At 42.4% G+C, this 17,952-nt stretch carries 17 protein-coding genes; 3 read left to right on the top strand and 14 right to left on the bottom strand.

The features are described 5' to 3' along the window. Positions 1 to 7: 7 nt before the first annotated feature. The 9 genes from D7Z94_RS00275 to serS all read right to left on the bottom strand — a co-directional run bounded on the left by D7Z94_RS00275 (position 8) and on the right by serS (position 8,222). Entirely contained in the window at positions 8 to 949 is a 942-nt protein-coding gene (locus D7Z94_RS00275) for a 2-hydroxyacid dehydrogenase (RefSeq protein WP_120709522.1), read from the bottom strand. Between the two features lie 8 nt (positions 950 to 957). Further along, on the bottom strand, positions 958 to 1,323 hold the full coding sequence (locus tag D7Z94_RS00270; RefSeq protein WP_120710806.1) for a cupin domain-containing protein: 366 nt from the start codon (positions 1,321 to 1,323) through the stop codon (positions 958 to 960). Positions 1,324 to 1,394: 71 nt separating this feature from the next. Then, positions 1,395 to 2,747, bottom strand: a complete 1,353-nt coding sequence (gene mgtE / locus D7Z94_RS00265) for a magnesium transporter (RefSeq protein ID WP_120709521.1) — start codon at positions 2,745 to 2,747, stop codon at positions 1,395 to 1,397. A 175-nt stretch (positions 2,748 to 2,922) separates the two neighbouring features. Beyond that, positions 2,923 to 3,783, bottom strand: coding sequence for a 16S rRNA (adenine(1518)-N(6)/adenine(1519)-N(6))-dimethyltransferase RsmA (gene rsmA / locus D7Z94_RS00260; protein WP_120709520.1), 861 nt, complete (start codon positions 3,781 to 3,783; stop codon positions 2,923 to 2,925). 18 nt (positions 3,784 to 3,801) lie between these two features. Continuing rightward, complete coding sequence (locus D7Z94_RS00255) at positions 3,802 to 4,110, bottom strand: gamma-glutamylcyclotransferase family protein (protein ID WP_120709519.1); 309 nt, start codon at positions 4,108 to 4,110, stop codon at positions 3,802 to 3,804. A 20-nt stretch (positions 4,111 to 4,130) separates the two neighbouring features. Further along, the gene (locus D7Z94_RS00250) at positions 4,131 to 4,442 is read right to left on the bottom strand and encodes a DUF4286 family protein (RefSeq protein ID WP_120709518.1); all 312 of its coding nucleotides are present in this window, start codon (positions 4,440 to 4,442) and stop codon (positions 4,131 to 4,133) included. Positions 4,443 to 4,488: 46 nt separating this feature from the next. After that, positions 4,489 to 6,273 (bottom strand): tetratricopeptide repeat protein, encoded by a 1,785-nt coding sequence (locus D7Z94_RS00245; RefSeq protein WP_120709517.1) that lies wholly within the window; start codon positions 6,271 to 6,273, stop codon positions 4,489 to 4,491. Positions 6,274 to 6,347: 74 nt separating this feature from the next. Further along, positions 6,348 to 6,944, bottom strand: coding sequence for a DUF6434 domain-containing protein (locus tag D7Z94_RS00240; protein WP_120709516.1), 597 nt, complete (start codon positions 6,942 to 6,944; stop codon positions 6,348 to 6,350). A gap of 6 nt (positions 6,945 to 6,950) precedes the next feature. Then, complete coding sequence (gene serS, locus D7Z94_RS00235; protein ID WP_120709515.1) at positions 6,951 to 8,222, bottom strand: serine--tRNA ligase; 1,272 nt, start codon at positions 8,220 to 8,222, stop codon at positions 6,951 to 6,953. A gap of 86 nt (positions 8,223 to 8,308) precedes the next feature. Between serS and D7Z94_RS00230 the strand changes: the two genes are divergently transcribed. Further along, the gene (locus D7Z94_RS00230) at positions 8,309 to 8,689 is read left to right on the top strand and encodes a VOC family protein (RefSeq protein WP_120709514.1); all 381 of its coding nucleotides are present in this window, start codon (positions 8,309 to 8,311) and stop codon (positions 8,687 to 8,689) included. Between the two features lie 6 nt (positions 8,690 to 8,695). Here the strand turns inward: D7Z94_RS00230 and D7Z94_RS00225 are convergent, their stop codons facing one another. Further along, entirely contained in the window at positions 8,696 to 10,018 is a 1,323-nt protein-coding gene (locus D7Z94_RS00225) for an HTTM domain-containing protein (protein ID WP_120709513.1), read from the bottom strand. Continuing rightward, positions 10,018 to 10,944, bottom strand: a complete 927-nt coding sequence (locus tag D7Z94_RS00220; protein WP_120709512.1) for a bifunctional riboflavin kinase/FAD synthetase — start codon at positions 10,942 to 10,944, stop codon at positions 10,018 to 10,020. Before D7Z94_RS00220 ends, D7Z94_RS00225 begins: the two co-directional genes overlap by 1 nt. Positions 10,945 to 10,997: 53 nt before the next feature. On the opposite strand from D7Z94_RS00220, the gene D7Z94_RS00215 reads away from it, so the two are divergent. Both D7Z94_RS00215 and D7Z94_RS00210 read left to right on the top strand, forming a co-directional pair. Further along, complete coding sequence (locus D7Z94_RS00215) at positions 10,998 to 14,759, top strand: zinc-dependent metalloprotease (RefSeq protein ID WP_120709511.1); 3,762 nt, start codon at positions 10,998 to 11,000, stop codon at positions 14,757 to 14,759. Next, entirely contained in the window at positions 14,756 to 15,436 is a 681-nt protein-coding gene (locus D7Z94_RS00210; RefSeq protein WP_120709510.1) for a hypothetical protein, read from the top strand. Before D7Z94_RS00215 ends, D7Z94_RS00210 begins: the two co-directional genes overlap by 4 nt. 6 nt (positions 15,437 to 15,442) lie before the next feature. On the opposite strand, the gene pth is transcribed toward D7Z94_RS00210, so the two are convergent. The 3 genes from pth to D7Z94_RS00195 all read right to left on the bottom strand — a co-directional run bounded on the left by pth (position 15,443) and on the right by D7Z94_RS00195 (position 17,843). Then, on the bottom strand, positions 15,443 to 16,072 hold the full coding sequence (gene pth / locus D7Z94_RS00205) for an aminoacyl-tRNA hydrolase (RefSeq protein ID WP_120709509.1): 630 nt from the start codon (positions 16,070 to 16,072) through the stop codon (positions 15,443 to 15,445). Positions 16,073 to 16,164: 92 nt separating this feature from the next. Next, a complete protein-coding gene (locus D7Z94_RS00200) occupies positions 16,165 to 16,827 on the bottom strand; it encodes a 50S ribosomal protein L25/general stress protein Ctc (protein ID WP_120709508.1) in 663 nt (220 codons plus the stop codon). Positions 16,828 to 16,901: 74 nt separating this feature from the next. Further along, entirely contained in the window at positions 16,902 to 17,843 is a 942-nt protein-coding gene (locus tag D7Z94_RS00195; protein ID WP_120709507.1) for a ribose-phosphate pyrophosphokinase, read from the bottom strand. Positions 17,844 to 17,952 lie beyond the last annotated feature (109 nt).

Raw genomic sequence — 17,952 nt, 5'->3', positions numbered from 1 at the left:
ACTAAATTTAGCAAAATCTTTCCTTTATTTTGTCCACTATGGTCTGGGCCAGTTTTTCTTTACTCTCGATGGTCCAACCAGCGACATGCGGAGATAGGATTACGTTTTCTGATTTAATAAGATATTGAAAAGCTTCGGGAAGTTGATTATCCATAAACATGTCTTCAAAAGAAGTTTTTTCATATTCCAGTACATCTAGCCCCGCTCCCAAGATTTTACCGGATTTTAAAGCCGTTACCAAATCTTCGGTAACTACACATTTCCCGCGTGCCGTATTCAACAACCAAAATGGGTTATGGAAGGCATTGATGAATTCAGTATTGACCATACCCGTAGTGAGCTTGGTTTGCGGTACGTGAAGACTTACCACATCTGCCTTTTGTTGAAACTCCATAATACCCACTTGTCGTGCATTGTCATCTCCCACACCCCCAACGATATCATAACAGATGACTTCATCAACATCAAAACCTCTTAGTTTTTTGGCAAAGGCCTTTCCCATATTGCCATATCCGATAATACCAACGGTCTTTTCTTCCAATTCCACACCTCTATTACCTTCTCTATCCCAATTACCGTTCCGGACTTCTATATTGGCTTTATTCAGTTTATTGAAGAGGGAGAGAAGCATCCCCAAGGTATGTTCGCCTACCGCATTACGATTACCCTCCGGTGCCGAAGCTAAAAACACGCCCTTGGTCTTGGCATATTTTACATCAATATTTTCCAGACCGGCACCAACCCTACCGATAAACTTTAAGTTCCTCGCCTTATCTAAAAAATGGGCATCGATCCGAAACCTGCTTCGCAGGACAATACCATCATATTTATGGATATGTTGCTCTACCTGTACCTTGGAAGAAGTATAATCTTCGTCGTTTTGGAATCCTAGCCCGGCAAATTGCTCTATCAGCAAAGGGTGGTTGGTATCTAAATGGAGGACCTTCATGATGAATATTAAATTTTTGGATAGTTGGTCTTTGTTAATTTATCTTGGACGCCTCCCGTATGTGCGGTGGATAGCTTTTCGAAAAGTAGCACATGTACCACTTCCCCATTCTTGGTCATAGGATTGTGCTCTACACCTTTGGGTACCACAATGATTTCCCCTTCTTGCACCACTTCCGTCCTATCTCGAAATTGCATGTACAAAGTACCTTTCAAAACCTGAAAGAGCTCATCCTCATTTTCATGGGCATGCCAAACAAATTCGCCTTTAAGCTTGGCGAGAATTACCTGCATATCATCTACAACGGCAATTTGGTGGGGATGCCAATGCGCGTTGAACAAGTTATGTTTTTCCTTTAGGTTAATCGGTTTCATAATTGGATTTTGATGACTTTGATTTGGATTTTCTATTTGAAGTTTAGGTATTGTATTGGTTTGGTCTCTTTCTAAATTCCCAAAACCAACTTGGCAATCCAAAAATAAATCAGGATACCAAAAATATCATTACTGGTAGTAATAAATGGTCCGGTAGCAATGGCCGGGTCTATACCTCTTTTATCCAGGAACAGCGGAATAAAAGTACCTATGATGCCCGCCACGATAATAACCGCCACCAAAGATAACGAGATAGCCAAGGCGGTGTAAAAATTCCCGTTCCACCACCAGGTAAACAATAACAAAATGGCGGCCAAAATCAAACCGTTTAAAGTGGCCAAGAGCATTTCCTTGATCAGGCGGTTGCTTATGCTTCCCTTAAGATCATCATTGGCCAAACCTTGCACGATAATGGCACTGGATTGTACCCCGACATTCCCTGCCATGGCGGCTATCAACGGCGTAAAAAAGAATAGAATGGCATGTTTGGCGATCATTTCCTCAAACCCTCCCATAATGGCCGCGGCACCTACCCCGCCAAGAAGACCTAAAAATAGCCAGGGTAATCGTGCTCGTGTCAGTTCCCAAATACTATCATCGGCCTCAACACCCTGGGAAATACCTGCTGCCATTTGATAGTCCCGATCGGCTTCTTCCCGGATTACGTCCACAATATCATCAATCGTAATCCGGCCTACCAAACGCCCAATTTCGTCCACTACTGGAATGGCCTCCAAGTCATACTTTTGCATAATTTTCGCCACTTCCTCCGGTTTTTCGTTCACATCTACCCGATCTACCTTAGGAATGTATACTTCCCTTATCGGGGCGGTAGTGGAAGTGGTCAGCAAGTCTTTTAAGGATAATCTGCCCTTTAATATGCCTTCATTGTCCACCACATAGATGGAGTGAACGCGGGTTACGTTTTCTGCCTGAGCCCTCATTTCCTTGACGCAAGTAAGGACGTTCCAATTCTCGTTGACCTTAACAAGCTCTTTCGCCATTAGTCCACCTGCCGAATTCTCGTCATAGCGGAGAAGCTCTACAATATCCTTGGCGTGTTCCTTGTCCTCGATTTCGGAGATAACCTCTTGAACAATTTCATTGGGTAGTTCCGCCACAATATCCGCGGCATCATCCGTATCGAGTTCTTCAAGTTCCTCGGCAATTTCCTTAACGGACAGGTTGCTTAAAATAGCTTCCCGGACATCCTCGTCCAGTTCGGTGAGTACATCGGAGGTCTTATCGCTGTCGAGCAACTTAATAAGGTAAGTAGCCTCGTCCTCGTTTAGCTCGTTGATGATTTCTGCCACATCCGCATAATGCACCTCTGCCATTAGGGAAACTAGTTCGGTTCCCTGCTGGTTTTCGATCAGCTGCTCTATTTCGGCCAAGAGCTCCTCTGTAAGCTTAAACGGTGTCATCCTCTTGTATTGTACCTCTTGCGGGCAATCTGCGCAAAGCTAAAGAAAAATGTGTTAGTCGTATAGTAGTTTCAATTTTCTATTGGTCGCCTTGTAAAGGCATATCTCCTGTTCTCCAACTCCAATTCTTTTTAAAACTGTTTTTGCAAATATGGGGTTTCGAACAATCTTTTGTTCATTGGATCAAATCGGATTCGATCCTTTGGGTAAGTTGTATAAAGTCCTCCACACTTAATTGCTCCGGTCTTAGGTTGAACATATCGGAGGATCTGAGTGTATCGGAAAGTGAAAATGTCTTTAAACTATTGCGCAAGGTCTTTCGCCTTTGGTTAAATGCTGATTTTACCACTTTAAATAACAATTTCTCGTCACATTCCAATTGGAAGTTTTCTTTCCGGACCAAACGAAGCACACCGGATTGAACTTTGGGGGGCGGATTAAATACCTCCGGATGTACGGTAAACAAATAGGCTGCATCATAGAATGCCTGTACCAGTACCGATAGAATTCCGTAGCTTTTACTCCCTTTTTGTTCGCATATACGTTGGGCTACCTCTTTTTGGAACATCCCAGAAAATTCAGGTATTTGCTCACGCATATCCAATAATTTAAAAACAATTTGAGTGGAGATGTTATAAGGAAAGTTCCCCGTAATGGCAAAGGGCTCTTTGCCAAATAGCTGACTTAAGTCATAAGAAAGAAAATCGGCTTCCACAATTTTAAAGGAAGCATCTTCCTCAAATAAATGCGGATTTTCCACGGGAAAGCTATGATTTAGGTACACTATGGATTCTTGATCTAAATCCATAGCCACCAACTCCAAATCCCTTAGGAGAAGATACTTTGTAAGTATCCCAGTACCTGGACCGATTTCCAACACCTTATGGTACCCTTTTAAGGACAAGGTGTCCGCTATTTTTTTTGCAATAGCTTCGTCCTTTAAAAAGTGCTGTCCCAAGTACTTTTTGGCCTTTACAGGACTTTCCGAATGAAATGTTTTATGATGAAGTGCTTTTCTCCTCCCTTTTTTTCCCATGTTGGCGGTGCAATTTTATTAATCCAGGCGTTCCATAAAGGCCCAAGCCGTTTTGCCCGAAGCAAGGACCACCCTATGCCGTTCATACCCTTCACCTTCATAGGCATCTGCTTTTTTTAACTCCAAAGGAGTAAGCTCGTATGCCATGCCTATAACACTATCCAAAGTATCATCGGTTTTGGAAACGGTTGGATAACGACCGTATACCCTATTTTTTGAAAGTAAATACCCCTTCAATATGTCTTTATCCCCTTTTAACTTTCGTTTAAAGAGATTTAACTGAATTTCATTTTCCTGAAGAGTTCCATAGGTAAAGAGATATTCCATGGGTTGATTGTCCGATCGGTTTAATGTTCGCTTATGATTTCCAATTCGGTCCGAAAGGAGACAAATTTGTTGGGGAAGCGTTTTAGGGCATCTGCTCGCAGTCTCTGGGCATCTTCAGCATAATATTTTTCCAAGGTCTCTTTATTCAGGGTCGTAAATTGAACGGAATAGGTTATACCTCCCATTTCCTCTTCCACCAAGACTTTGCTCATTTTGGCGTTCAGAAATTTTCCAGTGGCCAATACATCCGGAATATGTATTTCCTTCATCCATCGGAGCCATTCATCATGAACGGACTCATCAATATTTGTGGTTACGTTGTATATGTACATGGTAAAAGTTCAAGTATCAAGTTCAAGTTCGTATTGCGTTTGAACTTTAGTTAATGGAATCCCCCCGAAGCCTTCTAAAATGTTTCCGTGCCTGAGGGAAGTAATAACTGTCCTGATAGTTATATATGATTTTTTCGTAATGTACTTTTGCCTTTTCCGGTTGGCCCAAATGATTTCTATAAAGCTCACCCAAGGCAAAATGGGCATCGTCCGCAAGGATATCGTTCTGATAGAATTCAGTGATTTTTCTGTAATTGAACTCTGCGGCCTCATAATCCTTAAGGGTCTCCAGAAGTTGGGCCTGTTTCAACAGGGCCTCGTCCTCTATCTTCTCTCCTTTGTGGTTTTCAAGAATTCCGTTGAGTTCCGCAATGGCCTCTTTGGTCTTGTTCTGGTAACCCAACAAATCGGCTCGTGCATATTTCTTCAGAGCGGTCTGGGTGGAATCTTCCAAACTATTATCCGATATTAAGAGGCTCAATTGCATGGCGTCATTGGCAATGAGTTGTGAAGTGGAGCCGCGTAGTACTTTTAATTGGGTCAATGCCCAATCAAAATCGCCCTTGTAAAAACTAGTCTGTGCCACTTTATAGCGGGCGTCCTGGCCCAATACATCGTTTTTAAGGCTTTTTTGCACCTGGGTAAAATAGATCAATGCCTCGTTAAATTTTTTATGATAGACCAGGATATCGCCTAAAGCTAATTTTATATATGCAGTGCCCCTTGAATTTAAAGGTAGCTCCAAGCTGTTCTTGAGAATGGTAATAGCGGGTTCTGGAGTATCTTTTTTAAAGGTTAAAAAATTGGCATAGGCAATCTGCAATTGCAATGTCTGGCTTTTGTAGCCATGTAGGGCCACAAGCTCATCATATTCCTTTTGGACCTGGCCCAAAGTCTTTTTATTGGCATCCAGTAGTTGGATGTCGATTAAATTCAATTTTGCATTTAGTCCGGTAACTTCGTCCTCCGTATTTGCTACGATATATTCAAAGATTTCCTTTGCGGTTTCTGGCTCATCATCCCTTAGGGCCATATTCCCTAAATTTTCAAGTCGCTGTAAGGAGCCCCCCTCCATTCTCTTATAAATTGCCTTTTCTTGGCGGAATGCATTTCTATACTGTTTTTGTTGGACAAAAAGCCAACTCAACAAGTCGTTCCAGAGCAGATCTGGGTTTTTTTGTGCATTCTGCAATAGGATTTTTTTGAGTTTGATATTGTTTTCGTTCTCGGCATCCGATGTAATGAAATCATCGATACTACGAAGCACGTTAGATTTTGAAGTCTTGCCTTCACTTATGAGTTTCAGGTAGGAGCTGTACATCTTTTCAATGTCGCCTTGCTCTCCGTAAATTCGGGCCATTTGATAATTATAATCCAATTTTGGATTAAGCCCCATAGCCTTGGTATAAGCTTCCAGGGCATAGTCCAACAAAGCATATTTTTGAAAGCGGAAGCCGATGCCATATCCAAAATTTGGATTCTCCTCGATTTTTTTAAGCGCTTTCCCATAATACTTTACGGCTTCTTCATTGCGGTTTTGAATGGTATAGTTGTAGCCAAGCTCAATAAGTAGGGTAGGGTAGGCATTTCCTGCTTGAATTTGAGGGGAAAGAAATTTTTCTACATCGGTGTAACGTTCCAATTGTTGATAGCAGGCTACCAGGCCTTCCGCATAGTCCGTTCGGCGTGGGTGTCTATCCACTAACTTTTCATAAAAAATTACCGCTTTTTCAAAATCCCCATCGTTAAAATATTGCTTGGCCAAAAAGTCCTCCTGGGCCTTTACGCTGATGGAAATACCGAAAATTATAAATAAGTATATGACCCTCATATTGGAAATTTAACAAATTTACACTAGCCAGGGATAATAAACTGTCAAGGAAAACATAATATGGACGAACGGCACTAGGAAAGTTCCACGTCCGTCTTTTCATAAATAATGTATCCGGTCTCGGTGGGTCGCTGTTTTTTAAGTTTCCAAAAGTATAGCGCGTCCTTTAATGTTTTGTCCGTATTGTCTTTTAGAAAATCACGGACATATTGGGCCAGCATGTTGTTCTTGGCAATTGTCCGTTTAAAATTAGGGTTCTTTTTTCTATCCTCAAGCGCATGCCACATGAGAATGGCCTCTTCCAAAGTTTTTCCTGGACTGGATTTTACCCAATCCATGAAGTCGCCATGACAGGAAAATTTGGGGCCAATTTCGGATTTCATAAAATTCCTGAAATTTGGCCCGAAGGAAATGGATTCCGTAATTTTTGTGTCCAAATCTAGTTTTGCCTTGGACCAGTTGAAGTTTGAAGAAGCCTTTTCCTTTTTAATAGGCGGTAATGGCTGGCCCGGATGGTCTAGCATAAAAATAATGCGGTCCCGAAGTTCAAATTTTCTTCCAGTGTAGGGTATCTGTGCTTGTTTGCAGATTTCCACCAACTCTTCCTTGAGCCAGTACCATCTATTGAATTCCTTGCCAGAGGCTATTTCGGAAAAATCCGGTCTGGGCATTTATCCTTAATTTATAATATCGAAGCCGCAATAAGGCACCAAAATATCAGGAATTTGGATGCCGCTTGGGGTCTGGTAATTTTCCAAAATGCCGGCCAAGACTCTTGGGAGTGCCAAAGAACTTCCATTTAAGGTATGTGCCAATTGGCTTTTTCCATTTTCGTCCTTGTAGCGCAATTTAAGTCTATTGGCCTGATAGGTCTCAAAATTGGAAACCGAACTAATTTCCAGCCAGCGGTCCTGTGCTGTGGAAAACACTTCAAAATCATAGGTAAGGGCCGAGGTAAAACCTAAATCACCTCCACATAGCCTTAGAATACGATAGGGTAGCTTCAATTCCCTCAGGATTTGTTTTACATGTGCTACCATTCCATCCAGAGCCTCATAGGAGTTGTCCGGATGTTCTACCCGAACAATTTCCACCTTATCAAACTGATGCAGCCTGTTCAACCCACGAACATGGGCCCCATAGCTACCTGCCTCCCTTCTAAAACAAGGAGTATATGCAGTATATTGGATAGGAAAATCCTTTTGGGACAAAATCTCGCCTCTCAACAAGTTGGTAACAGGTACCTCTGCGGTGGGGATAAGATAGAGATCATCTGCCCCGATGTGGTACATTTGACCTTCCTTGTCCGGTAATTGTCCCGTGCCATAGCCCGATGCTTCATTTACAAGATGTGGAACCTGTATTTCGGTATAGCCCGCTTCGGTATTCCTGTCCAGAAAATAGGAAATCAGTGCCCGTTGCAGTCGAGCCCCCTTACCTTTGTAGACGGGAAAACCGGCTCCTGTAACCTTAACACCCAACTCAAAATCGATTAAGTCATATTTTTTGGCGAGCTCCCAGTGAGGGAGTGCATCGGTTTGTAATGTTGGAATATCTCCCTCATTGAAGACCTCTTCATTATCCTCTTCGGTATTTCCTACCGGAACGGAATCGTTGGGAACGTTGGGTATCTGGTACAATACGTTTTGAAGCTCGTCGGCAGTTATGTTTAAATCTTCCCCCAATTTCTTGGAATCTTCCTTTAATTGCCCAGTTTTTTCCTTGAGTAGATTCGCTTCCTGCGCTTTTCCTGTCTTGAACAGCATGCCTATTTCCTTGGAAAGTGCATTGCTCTCAGCCAGGGTGGCATCCAAACGGGTTTGAAGGGCACGACGTTTTTCATCCAAACGGAGTACGTTTTCCACTAGGGAAGTGGCATCGATATTTCTTTTGGTCAAGGCACGGATAATTTCCTCTTTCCTATCTCGAATTGCTTGTAGCTGTAACATCGAATTTTATTTAAGCTGCAAATTTAAACTATCTTCTGCTTAAAAACATATACATTTAAGGCAGATATCATGAAACATATTTTACTATGATTTTTGAGCATTTTGCACTTAACGTTAACAGAATTGATGAAGTCGTAACGTGGTACGTGGAGCATCTGGGACTACAAGTGGTAAGCGAACAAGAGGAACCACCTTTTATGACTTTTTTGGCGGATTCGTCCAGAAGGGTAATGATGGAATTATACCACCGGCCCGATGAAACCATACCGGATTTTTCCCAACAACACCCATTAACTTTTCACGTGGCCTTTGTTTCGGAAAATGCCAATGAAGATCGTTTCCGGTTGGAAAGCAAGGGTGCATCTTTTGTGGAAGAGGTCCAAAAGGAAGATGGTAGCCATTTGATTATGCTTCGTGATCCATGGGGTATGCCGTTGCAGTTATGTCAAAGGGCCCAAAAATTTTAGGGAAGATCAATCTTCTAGGCTGGAAGGAAAAATCCATTCATGATGCCGTAACGGTTCCCATGGAACACTGGCCAAATCGGTCTCAGGGTTTATAAAGGCCCTATAAGGTCTTCCATTGATACTTACCTTGGAATTGATAGCATGGACCGAGACATCTTCTCCTTTTTCCGCGAATTCCTTTTTGAGGTGTTGGGCAAATTGCCAAATGAAATCCGGGTAGGCCGCTAGTCTCCTCTTTTGTTTTTTTGAAAGGTAATCGTTCAATTTTACGAATTCTGACGTACCGGTTTCACGATTTATAACCTTAAACTGTATAGTGCCTGCCCTGCTCCGGAGCATCATACGCCAGCTAAGGCGATGCCCCTCCTCTGTCCATAGGACATTGTCCTTAATGATATGATGGCGCAAGGGCAATAAAACCTGAACCAAAAAATAGATGCCACCTAAAAGTAATAGGAGATTTTTGTACGAGGGGATTTCAATTTTGTTGGATACGTAGGGTGTTTTCTTTTTAAAAAAGATGCGTCTAATGGTCTCTGGCTCAAAAAAGAATACGGAGAAGGCCAGCGATAGGAAAGGAAAAATCCCGATTTGAAAAACAATGGAATTGAACAGATGAAAGAAGATGGAGAAAAAGAAAGCTGCTTTTCTGGTAGGTTTCCAAAGTAGTGCAGGTACAATCAACAAATCGAATAGAATTCCTACAACGCCAATAATACTGTGTGCCCAACGTTCCTGCAACAAACCACCGATGATGTAGTAGTCGGCTTTGTCCTGCATTAAGATTTTTATGATGCCAAAGTCTGTCCAATCGCCGTACCATTTAGCGATGGAAGCATAGGTATATACAATGAACAATTGAAGGACAACCGCCCATTTTACCCAACCGAACATACGGTCCGTTTTAAGCGAAGGATTTTGCCGTACATCAATTGCATGACTGCGATTGGCCGGGACTAGACACATAAAGGAAGAAATCAATATCAACAAGTAATAATGGTTGTTGTACGATGTTTTTTGCATAAGATAGGCCCCTGTCCACAAAATGGTAAAGGCAATCATACTAAAACGATATTTGTAACCGAGGGCCACGCAGATGCCTAAAGTGCCCATTATAAAAAAATAAGCGTACATGGGAGTGCCTTGAAGCACCTGAAGGAAATCAAATCCAATGAAATTAAAGGTAAATTCGGGGTCTACCAGATTCCGTCTTACCCAACCTGTCATCAACGCTCCATAGCACTCTGCCGCAATAAGAAATCCAAAAAAAATTCGAAAAATAATCAGTGGAGAGTTATCAATTCTTGCAAATAAAAATCGATTCAACATCACTTGGAAATTAACGAAAGTGAAGTTTCCTTGTCCTTTTGAAGCTGTTTTTTTAAGTCTTCCACCGAATCAAATTTATGTTCGTCCCGAAGCCGTTCCAAAATATCAACTTGCAAAGTTTGATCATAAAGGTCTCCATCAAAATTAAAAAAATGGATTTCAATGCTTTTGCTAGTGCCCGAAACAGTAGGATTGAAACCTATATTCATCATCCCGGGGACCGTTTCACCTTTTATTTTACCTTGAACAACGTAAACACCGTTCTTAGGAACTAACTTATAGGACTCCTGTATTTGTAGATTGGCGGTAGGAAAGTCAAGTTGCTTGCCAAGACCTTTTCCCCGAGCTATGATGCCTGTTAACATATATGGGTATCCCAAATAGTTATTTGCCGTACGGATATCCCCTTCCTCCAGAGCCTTTCTTATCTTGGTAGAGCTTACGGATACATCATCTATTTCCTGCGCTGGGATTTCCTCTACCTCAAAGTCCAGGGTACTTCCAAAAGCGATCAGGTCATTGATATTGGCATTCCTATTTCTGCCAAACCTATGATCGTATCCGATTATTATTTTTTTGGTCTTTAGGCTGTTTACCAATATATCCCTTACAAACTCTGTTGCTGACAAGCGGGAAAATTCCTTGGTAAAAGGATGGATGATAAGTTGTTCCAATCCCAATTCCTCCAGTATTTTTGTCTTTTCGCCAATGGTGTTCAGTAACTTAATGTTCGAGTCTTTTTGAAGGATCATCCTAGGATGTGGAAAGAAAGTAAGGACCGTGGATTTTAGATTCGATTTTTTAGCATTCTTGATAACTCGATCCAGTATTTTCCGATGTCCGATATGTACACCATCAAAGGTGCCGATCGTAATTACGGTAGGGTGCTTTTTGTCGTATTTGGAGATGCTTTGGGCTATAACCACGTTATCGGAAAAATAAAAAGACTTATATTTGATTTTGAGCTAAAAACCCCTTAATGGCTACAAAATTACGCCTTGTTTTTTCAATTACCATATTATTTCTTTCCTTTTACGTTTCAGGTCAACAAAAATATTGGCAAAAGGAAACTTCTGGGAATGTTGCCATTGGGAAAGTATATCAACGCTTTCAAATAAAAAAAGGGACTTTCTTTTCTTTTGAGGAGAAAGACTTTAAGGCCGAACTGCAAAGTTTTCCAAAATCAGGAAAGCGGACCAAAATAGTCAATTTTCCCAATGAAAGTGGAAAGTCGATTCCCTTCCGAGTTTCCGATGCACAAACGTTATCTCCGGAACTGGCAGCAAAATACCCTTTTATTAAATCGTATGTGGGGCATAGTCTTGATGGGCAGGAAAAAATACGGTTTAGCGTCTCCCACAAAGGTATCCAAAGCATGATCGTACATGCCGATGGTAAAGGAAATACCTTCATGCAAAAAACAGGTGAAGGAAAATACGTGGTCTACAAAAGAGAGGGCAATGCCTCTCGGGATATGGATTTTGTTTGTAGCACTCTTCCCACAGTTCAAAAAAATATAGGTAGGGCCATGAGACCCGTTACCGGACAGGTGTTGCGCAAGTTTAGATTGGCGGTATCCGCCACCGGTGAGTATACGGACCATCACGGAGGTACGGTTGCGGATGCGTTGGCTGCGATCAATGCTACCGTTACCCGGGTAAACGAAGTTTTTGAAACAGATCTGGCCATAACCTTAGAGTTGGTGGCCAATAACGATCAAGTGATATTTCCGGATGCCGATACCGATCCATATGACGGAAATTTGAATTTTCAGGTACAAACTACACTTAACGATATTATAGGTGCAGAGAATTATGACATAGGGCATTTGTTCCACGACGATGTAGCAGGAGGAAATGCAGGCTTCGTAGGCTCGGTTTGCATCGATAACAGAAAAGGTAGTGCCTTTGCGGCATCCCCGGAGCCGGAGGGAGACATTTTTGATCTTGATTTTGTGGCCCATGAAATGGGACATCAGTTTGGCGCCAACCATACCTGGTCCTTTGAATCCGAAGGAACACAGGTACAGGCCGAGCCTGCAAGTGGCACGACTATTATGGGTTATGCCGGTATTACCTTAAACAATGATGTTGCCCCAAATGGGGATGACTATTTTCATTATTATAGTATAGTACAAATAGCGGATTATTTGGAATCTGTAAGTTGTGCGGAAACCGACCCCCTTACCAATAATCCACCGGTGATAGCCCCTATTGGAAATTTTACAATACCCAAATCCACCGCCTTTGCCCTTACAGGGAGTGCTTCTGATTCCGATGTTGGGGATGTGCTAACATATACTTGGGAACAAGTAGACGATGGCGTGGTAAATAGGGCGACTTTTGGCCCAACAAATCCAGGCGGTGCAAATTTCAGGTCCTTAAAACCTTCATTAGATTCAACTCGTTATTTTCCACGATTATCCAGGGTATTGGAAGGGAATCTTACTCAAACGAACCCTCCGGAAGGTTCGGCCTGGGAAACGGTTTCGGATGTGGAAAGGGAAATGAATTTTGCACTCACGGTTAGGGATAATGCAATAGGTGGGGGACAAGTGGTTTCCGATTTGGTAAACGTTGTCGTTACCAATAGTGCAGGGCCATTTATGGTAACCTCACAGGCTAACAATGAGATTTATGCCGCGGGATCTGTACAGGAGATAACATGGGACGTTGCCGATACGGACAACGCAGTAGTCAATGCACAAACTGTTGATATATTGTTGTCCATTGATGGAGGACTTACTTTTCCTATGCCCTTGGCAGAAAATGTAGTCAATGATGGGAGCCACAATGTAGTGATTCCTGGTGATGCCACAACGCAGGCCAGGATTATGGTAAAAGCCAATAATAATATCTTTTTTGCCGTAAATTCTACGGATTTTACAATACAAGCTTCTGAGGTTGTTCTTAATTTTTCCAATTTGGAGTATGAGGTATGTCAATCGGATGATTTGATCGTTACATTCAACTACGAAACCTTTTTAGGGTTCAATGAGGAAAGCACCTTCAGTGTCCCTACCCCACCAGCCGGATTGGATATCTCATTTTCACCTGAAACGGCTATTGCCGATGGCACCTCGGTAGATATTATTTTTTCGAATACCGCAGGTGTGGTCACCGGAAGTTATACCATACCTGTTCTGGCTACCTCCATAAGCCAATCTACTGAAATAACTTTGGAATTGAACGTTTATAACACTTCCTTTTCGGAAGTCGCACTGGTTTCACCTGCGGATGGGTCAACGGATACTTCCACTGGAATTCCGTTGGAATGGGAAGAAAATCCCTTGTATGCCTCCTATGACATAGAGGTTGCTACCGATGTTGCTTTTTCGAATATCGTAGAAAGTGCAACAGTACTTTCCAATTCATATCTACCTTCTAATTTGGATAATGAAACTACCTATTTCTGGAGGGTGAAACCCAAAAATCCGTGCGGTGAAGGTATCTTTGGTAGCCCTTTTAGTTTTACCACCATTCAATTTAATTGTAAGAACGAGACTGGCAGTGGCTTGCCCCTGGCCATATCTTCAACAGGTACTCCTACCATAGTCTCCAAAATAGCTTTCTTTGAAGACTTAGCTTTGGCCGATATCAATGTAAGACTGGATTTGGACCACACTTTCTTGGCGGATTTGGTAGTTAGTTTAACCTCACCTTCCGGTACTACCGTTGTTCTTGTTTCCAGTTCTTGTGGAGAACTCAATAATATCGATGCCATTTTTGATGACAGTGCAACCAGTTTTGTTTGTGGCGGAAACCCTGCTATAGGGGGAACTGTAAAGCCCTTGGGATCCCTAAGCTCCTTTAACGGTGAATCCATATTGGGAGAGTGGACGCTGACCATATCCGATAATGCACCATCCGACGGAGGTACTTTAAAAGCTTTTTCCTTGGAGGTCTGTATTGAAGGGGAGTTTGGTCCGGATGAGGACAATGATGGAATTTTTGATCAAGATGACCTTTGTCCGGGAACTCCCGCTGGAGTGGAGGTAGACTCCTCAGGTTGTCCTGTGTATAGGTTCCCTAGCACCAATTTTTCTATTGCGATTCAAAGCACTGCCTGTCGAAATAGCGCTGACGGGAGTCTACAGGTTTCGGCCAATCTTCCCTTGGATTATACCATAACGATTATCGGGAACGGAACGAATGAGTCGGATGTATTTACGAATTCTTATACATTTGGCGGTCTTGCACCTGGGGTTTATGAGGTATGTATAGGAGGCTCGGACGGCACAATCGATTATTTGGAGCACTGTTTTGAAGTTGTCATATCGGAACCGGATCCTTTGAGCGTCTCATCCAAGATTTCGGCGGACGGCAAACAGGCCATTTTGGAAATGGATGGAAGTGACATGTACAATATAGAGCTAAACGGGGAAGGTATACGGACTGATGAATCCGCGATTGCTTTGGACTTAAAGAATGGAATCAATACCCTAAAGGTATCTACCAACAAAACTTGTCAAGGAATTTATGAAGAACGGATTTTTGTTTCGGATGGTCCTATAGTTTATCCAAATCCTTTTGGGGATTTCATTACTATCTTTATAGGCGAAACGCCTAGAGAACTAACGATTAAGGTGTATGCATTAAATGGACGATTGGTCCATAATGGGAAATATCAGGTCAATGGAACGGAATTGGTATTGGACTTATCCACTCTACCTTCCGGAACGTACTTAATGCGCTATAGAGGTGAAGGGATAACAGGAGCGTCCAAAATTGTAAAACGATGAGATTATTGGTGCCAATAGCAATGATTTTTCTTTTTATAGGGTGTGGTAAAAAGGATTCACCTAAATCACCTGAGCAGGCATCTTTAGTCTTTCCGGAAAGGAATTCGGAGTGTACAACAGGACAAAGCCTAAGCGAAACAACAAGTCGTGTGGAGTTTCTATGGCAACCGTCCGATCATACAGAATCCTATGAACTTCGGGTTACCAACTTAAATACGGGAACCACTCAGACGGCCTTTGTGGAAACTCCTTCCGCCAGTGTCACTATTGCCAAGGGTGTTCCCTATTCATGGGTAGTCGTTTCTAAAAATTCTGGTTCCCCCAATACAGCGATAAGTGAAGAATGGCGTTTTTATAATGCAGGTTCCCAAACCAACTACGCTCCCTTTCCGGCAGAAATTGTTGAACCACAAATGGCCGCCAATGTATTTAAGGATGTCAATAATGAAGTTACCTTAAGTTGGGTAGGGGCCGATGTGGATAACGATATCTCCAGTTACGAAGTGTATTTTTCTACGGAAACACCGCCAGAGACGTTGATTGCCTCCCCGGCCGCCGGAGATATGGAGGTAACGGTAAGTGTTTCGTCAAATGGTATCTACTACTGGCAAGTCGTAACCAAGGATGAGGCCGGGAATAGCTCTGACTCCGGGATTTTTGACTTTAAGGTTTTTTGATGCTATTCAAGTACCGTTGAAGGTATTCATGGTATTCTTGACCCCGGATAATATAAAAGAGCGAATTAGCTCGGAGGATTTTTCCAAACGTTCCTTTAGTTTCTCTTTTTCTTCCAAATTCCATTCGCCTAGAACATAGTCTACCTGTCTTCCTTTACCAAAATCCGAGCCAACCCCAAAACGGAGCCTATTGTATGTAGTGGTCTGCAAAATTTGTTGTATGTCTTTTAATCCATTATGCCCGCCGTCACTTCCCTTGGCCTTGAGCCGAAGGACCCCGAATGGTAGGTTAATATCGTCCGTTACCACCAATACATTTTCCAGAGGTATTTTTTCCTTTTCCATCCAGTACCTCAGGGCTTTGCCACTTCGATTCATGTAGGTAGAGGGTTTTAAACAAAGGATACTTCTGCCTTTAATTTTTAAGGTTCCGACTTCGCCGAGTTTTTCGATCTCAAAGGGAAACCCTTCTTTTTGTGAAAAGGCATCCAATATTTTAAAACCAACATTATGGCGTGTCTCTTCGTATTCTGCTCCGATATTTCCAAGGCCAACGATCAAAAACTTTTTCATGGGTATTTTTTCCTGAAGTAAGGGTGAGCTCCAATTGAACAAGGATACTAGGAATCGGAACATAATTTTAAAAGGATTTTCGCAAAAATACAAAAGCATCCCATCCCGATACTATCGGGAGCATCGGGATGCTTCTCAAAAGATGCTTTATAAAACTATTCTGCGCCTTCAGCAGCAGTCTCTGCAGGTGCTTCGGAAGCAGCGCCTTCTGCTGTAGCCCCTTCTTCACCTTCAACTCCTTCTTCTTCCTCTTCATCATCGACCTCGACGGCAGCACGGGCAGTTTTAACCTGAACCACTACAGTGGTATCCGGATGAAGAATTGAAAAATCGTCATTCAATAAACTTTCTACGGAAATATTTTGACCAATCTTCAATTTTGAAATATCAACATCAAAGAAATCCGGAAGTTTATCAGGTAGGGCCCTAATGGCCAGTTTTCGTTTTCTGAACAATAGACGGCCACCATTTCGCACCCCTGGGGAATTTCCTTGTAGACGGACCGGGATATCCATTGTAACCTCCTTGTCGGCGAACAATTGATAAAAATCAATATGTAGAATTCTATCCGTTACAGGATGAAACTGAATATCCTGCATTACGGCATCTACCTTTTCCCCATTGTTCAACTCAACCACAACAGTGTGTGCATTGGGCGTGTAAACCAAATTTCTGAACGCTAGTTCATCTGCTGAAAAATGCAATGGTTTTTCCCCTCCGTACACTACGCAAGGAACCTTTCCAGCATTACGTAGGGCCTTTGTTGCCTTTTTGCCCACGCTTTCTCTTTCTGATCCTTTAATTGTAATTGACTTCATTATTTGAATTAAAAATTAATAGTTCCTCTTGTTTGATTTATTTCCGCCCTCGGTAAGATGGACAGAAGACATTTTTACATTAAAAACTTGGATGCTATGGATGTGTTATGATGCACCCTGTGCATAACATCCGCAAACAGCTCGGCACAACTTAATACTTTTACTTTTCCACTTTCTTTACTTATAGGGATAGAATCGGTGATGATCAATTCCCTCAGTTTTGATTTTTCAATTTTATCGAACGCATCCCCGGATAGCAGACCATGGGTGGTTATGGCACGTACGCTAACTGCACCTCGCTCCATCATCAAATCTGCTGCTTTTGTCAATGTTCCTGCGGTATCGACCAAGTCATCCACAAGAACAACATTTTTTCCTTTAACGTCGCCAATAAGCTCCATATGCGATATAACATTGGCTTTGGCACGCTGTTTATAACAGATGACCACATCGCTGGTCAATGCCTTGGAGTAGGCGTAGGCCCGTTTGGATCCCCCCATGTCCGGTGAGGCAATGGTGAGGTTCTCTAGACCCAATTTCCTCAGATAGGGCAAAAACAAGGTAGATGCGAACAAATGATCCACAGGTTTTTCGAAAAACCCTTGTATTTGATCGGCATGCAGGTCCATGGTTATAATCCTTGTGGCTCCTGCGGCTTCCAACATCTTGGCCACCAGTTTGGCTGCTATGGGAACCCTTGGTTTATCCTTTCTATCCTGCCTGGCCCATCCAAAATAGGGCATTACCGCAGTTATATGTCTAGCGGATGCACGTTTGGCGGCATCCAACATCAATAACATTTCCATTAAGTTCTCCGAGCTTGGATTGGTGGATCCAATGATGAATATACGTGCTCCTCGAACGGACTCCTCAAAAGAAGGTTGAAACTCCCCATCGCTATATCTGGAGAAGTGCACATTGCCCAAATCCGTACCATAGGATTTTGCTATTTTTTTAGCAAGTTCAGTACTCTGTGTACAGGCAAAAATTTTGGGTTCAGGTACTTGGTAAGGCATGGTTAATGTCTTGTGCTCTAGTTTCTTAAATACCCTTTCTACAAAGGAGGTGCAAATTTAGAAATTTATTCGGGTTGGTAAAGGATAATTGTTGATATTTTTACTTTGA

The organism is Ulvibacterium marinum, assembly GCF_003626755.1.
Classification (GTDB): Bacteria; Bacteroidota; Bacteroidia; order Flavobacteriales; family Flavobacteriaceae; genus Ulvibacterium; species Ulvibacterium marinum.
This window is presented reverse-complemented; position numbering and strand designations above follow the sequence as displayed.

What these genes read in the sequence shown, in the direction of transcription:
- D7Z94_RS00255 (WP_120709519.1), bottom strand. Translation starts at nt 4,110, where the DNA reads ATGGAATATCTCTTTACCTATGGAACTCTTCAGGAAAATGAAATTCAG.
- D7Z94_RS00240 (WP_120709516.1), bottom strand. Translation starts at nt 6,944, where the DNA reads ATGCCCAGACCGGATTTTTCCGAAATAGCCTCTGGCAAGGAATTCAAT.
- D7Z94_RS00270 (WP_120710806.1), bottom strand. Translation starts at nt 1,323, where the DNA reads ATGAAACCGATTAACCTAAAGGAAAAACATAACTTGTTCAACGCGCAT.
- pth (WP_120709509.1), bottom strand. Translation starts at nt 16,072, where the DNA reads ATGTTCCGATTCCTAGTATCCTTGTTCAATTGGAGCTCACCCTTACTT.
- D7Z94_RS00225 (WP_120709513.1), bottom strand. Translation starts at nt 10,018, where the DNA reads ATGTTGAATCGATTTTTATTTGCAAGAATTGATAACTCTCCACTGATT.
- D7Z94_RS00195 (WP_120709507.1), bottom strand. Translation starts at nt 17,843, where the DNA reads ATGCCTTACCAAGTACCTGAACCCAAAATTTTTGCCTGTACACAGAGT.
- serS (WP_120709515.1), bottom strand. Translation starts at nt 8,222, where the DNA reads ATGTTACAGCTACAAGCAATTCGAGATAGGAAAGAGGAAATTATCCGT.
- D7Z94_RS00250 (WP_120709518.1), bottom strand. Translation starts at nt 4,442, where the DNA reads ATGTACATATACAACGTAACCACAAATATTGATGAGTCCGTTCATGAT.
- rsmA (WP_120709520.1), bottom strand. Translation starts at nt 3,783, where the DNA reads ATGGGAAAAAAAGGGAGGAGAAAAGCACTTCATCATAAAACATTTCAT.
- mgtE (WP_120709521.1), bottom strand. Translation starts at nt 2,747, where the DNA reads ATGACACCGTTTAAGCTTACAGAGGAGCTCTTGGCCGAAATAGAGCAG.
- D7Z94_RS00275 (WP_120709522.1), bottom strand. Translation starts at nt 949, where the DNA reads ATGAAGGTCCTCCATTTAGATACCAACCACCCTTTGCTGATAGAGCAA.
- D7Z94_RS00230 (WP_120709514.1), top strand. Translation starts at nt 8,309, where the DNA reads ATGATTTTTGAGCATTTTGCACTTAACGTTAACAGAATTGATGAAGTC.
- D7Z94_RS00245 (WP_120709517.1), bottom strand. Translation starts at nt 6,273, where the DNA reads ATGAGGGTCATATACTTATTTATAATTTTCGGTATTTCCATCAGCGTA.
- D7Z94_RS00210 (WP_120709510.1), top strand. Translation starts at nt 14,756, where the DNA reads ATGAGATTATTGGTGCCAATAGCAATGATTTTTCTTTTTATAGGGTGT.
- D7Z94_RS00200 (WP_120709508.1), bottom strand. Translation starts at nt 16,827, where the DNA reads ATGAAGTCAATTACAATTAAAGGATCAGAAAGAGAAAGCGTGGGCAAA.
- D7Z94_RS00215 (WP_120709511.1), top strand. Translation starts at nt 10,998, where the DNA reads ATGGCTACAAAATTACGCCTTGTTTTTTCAATTACCATATTATTTCTT.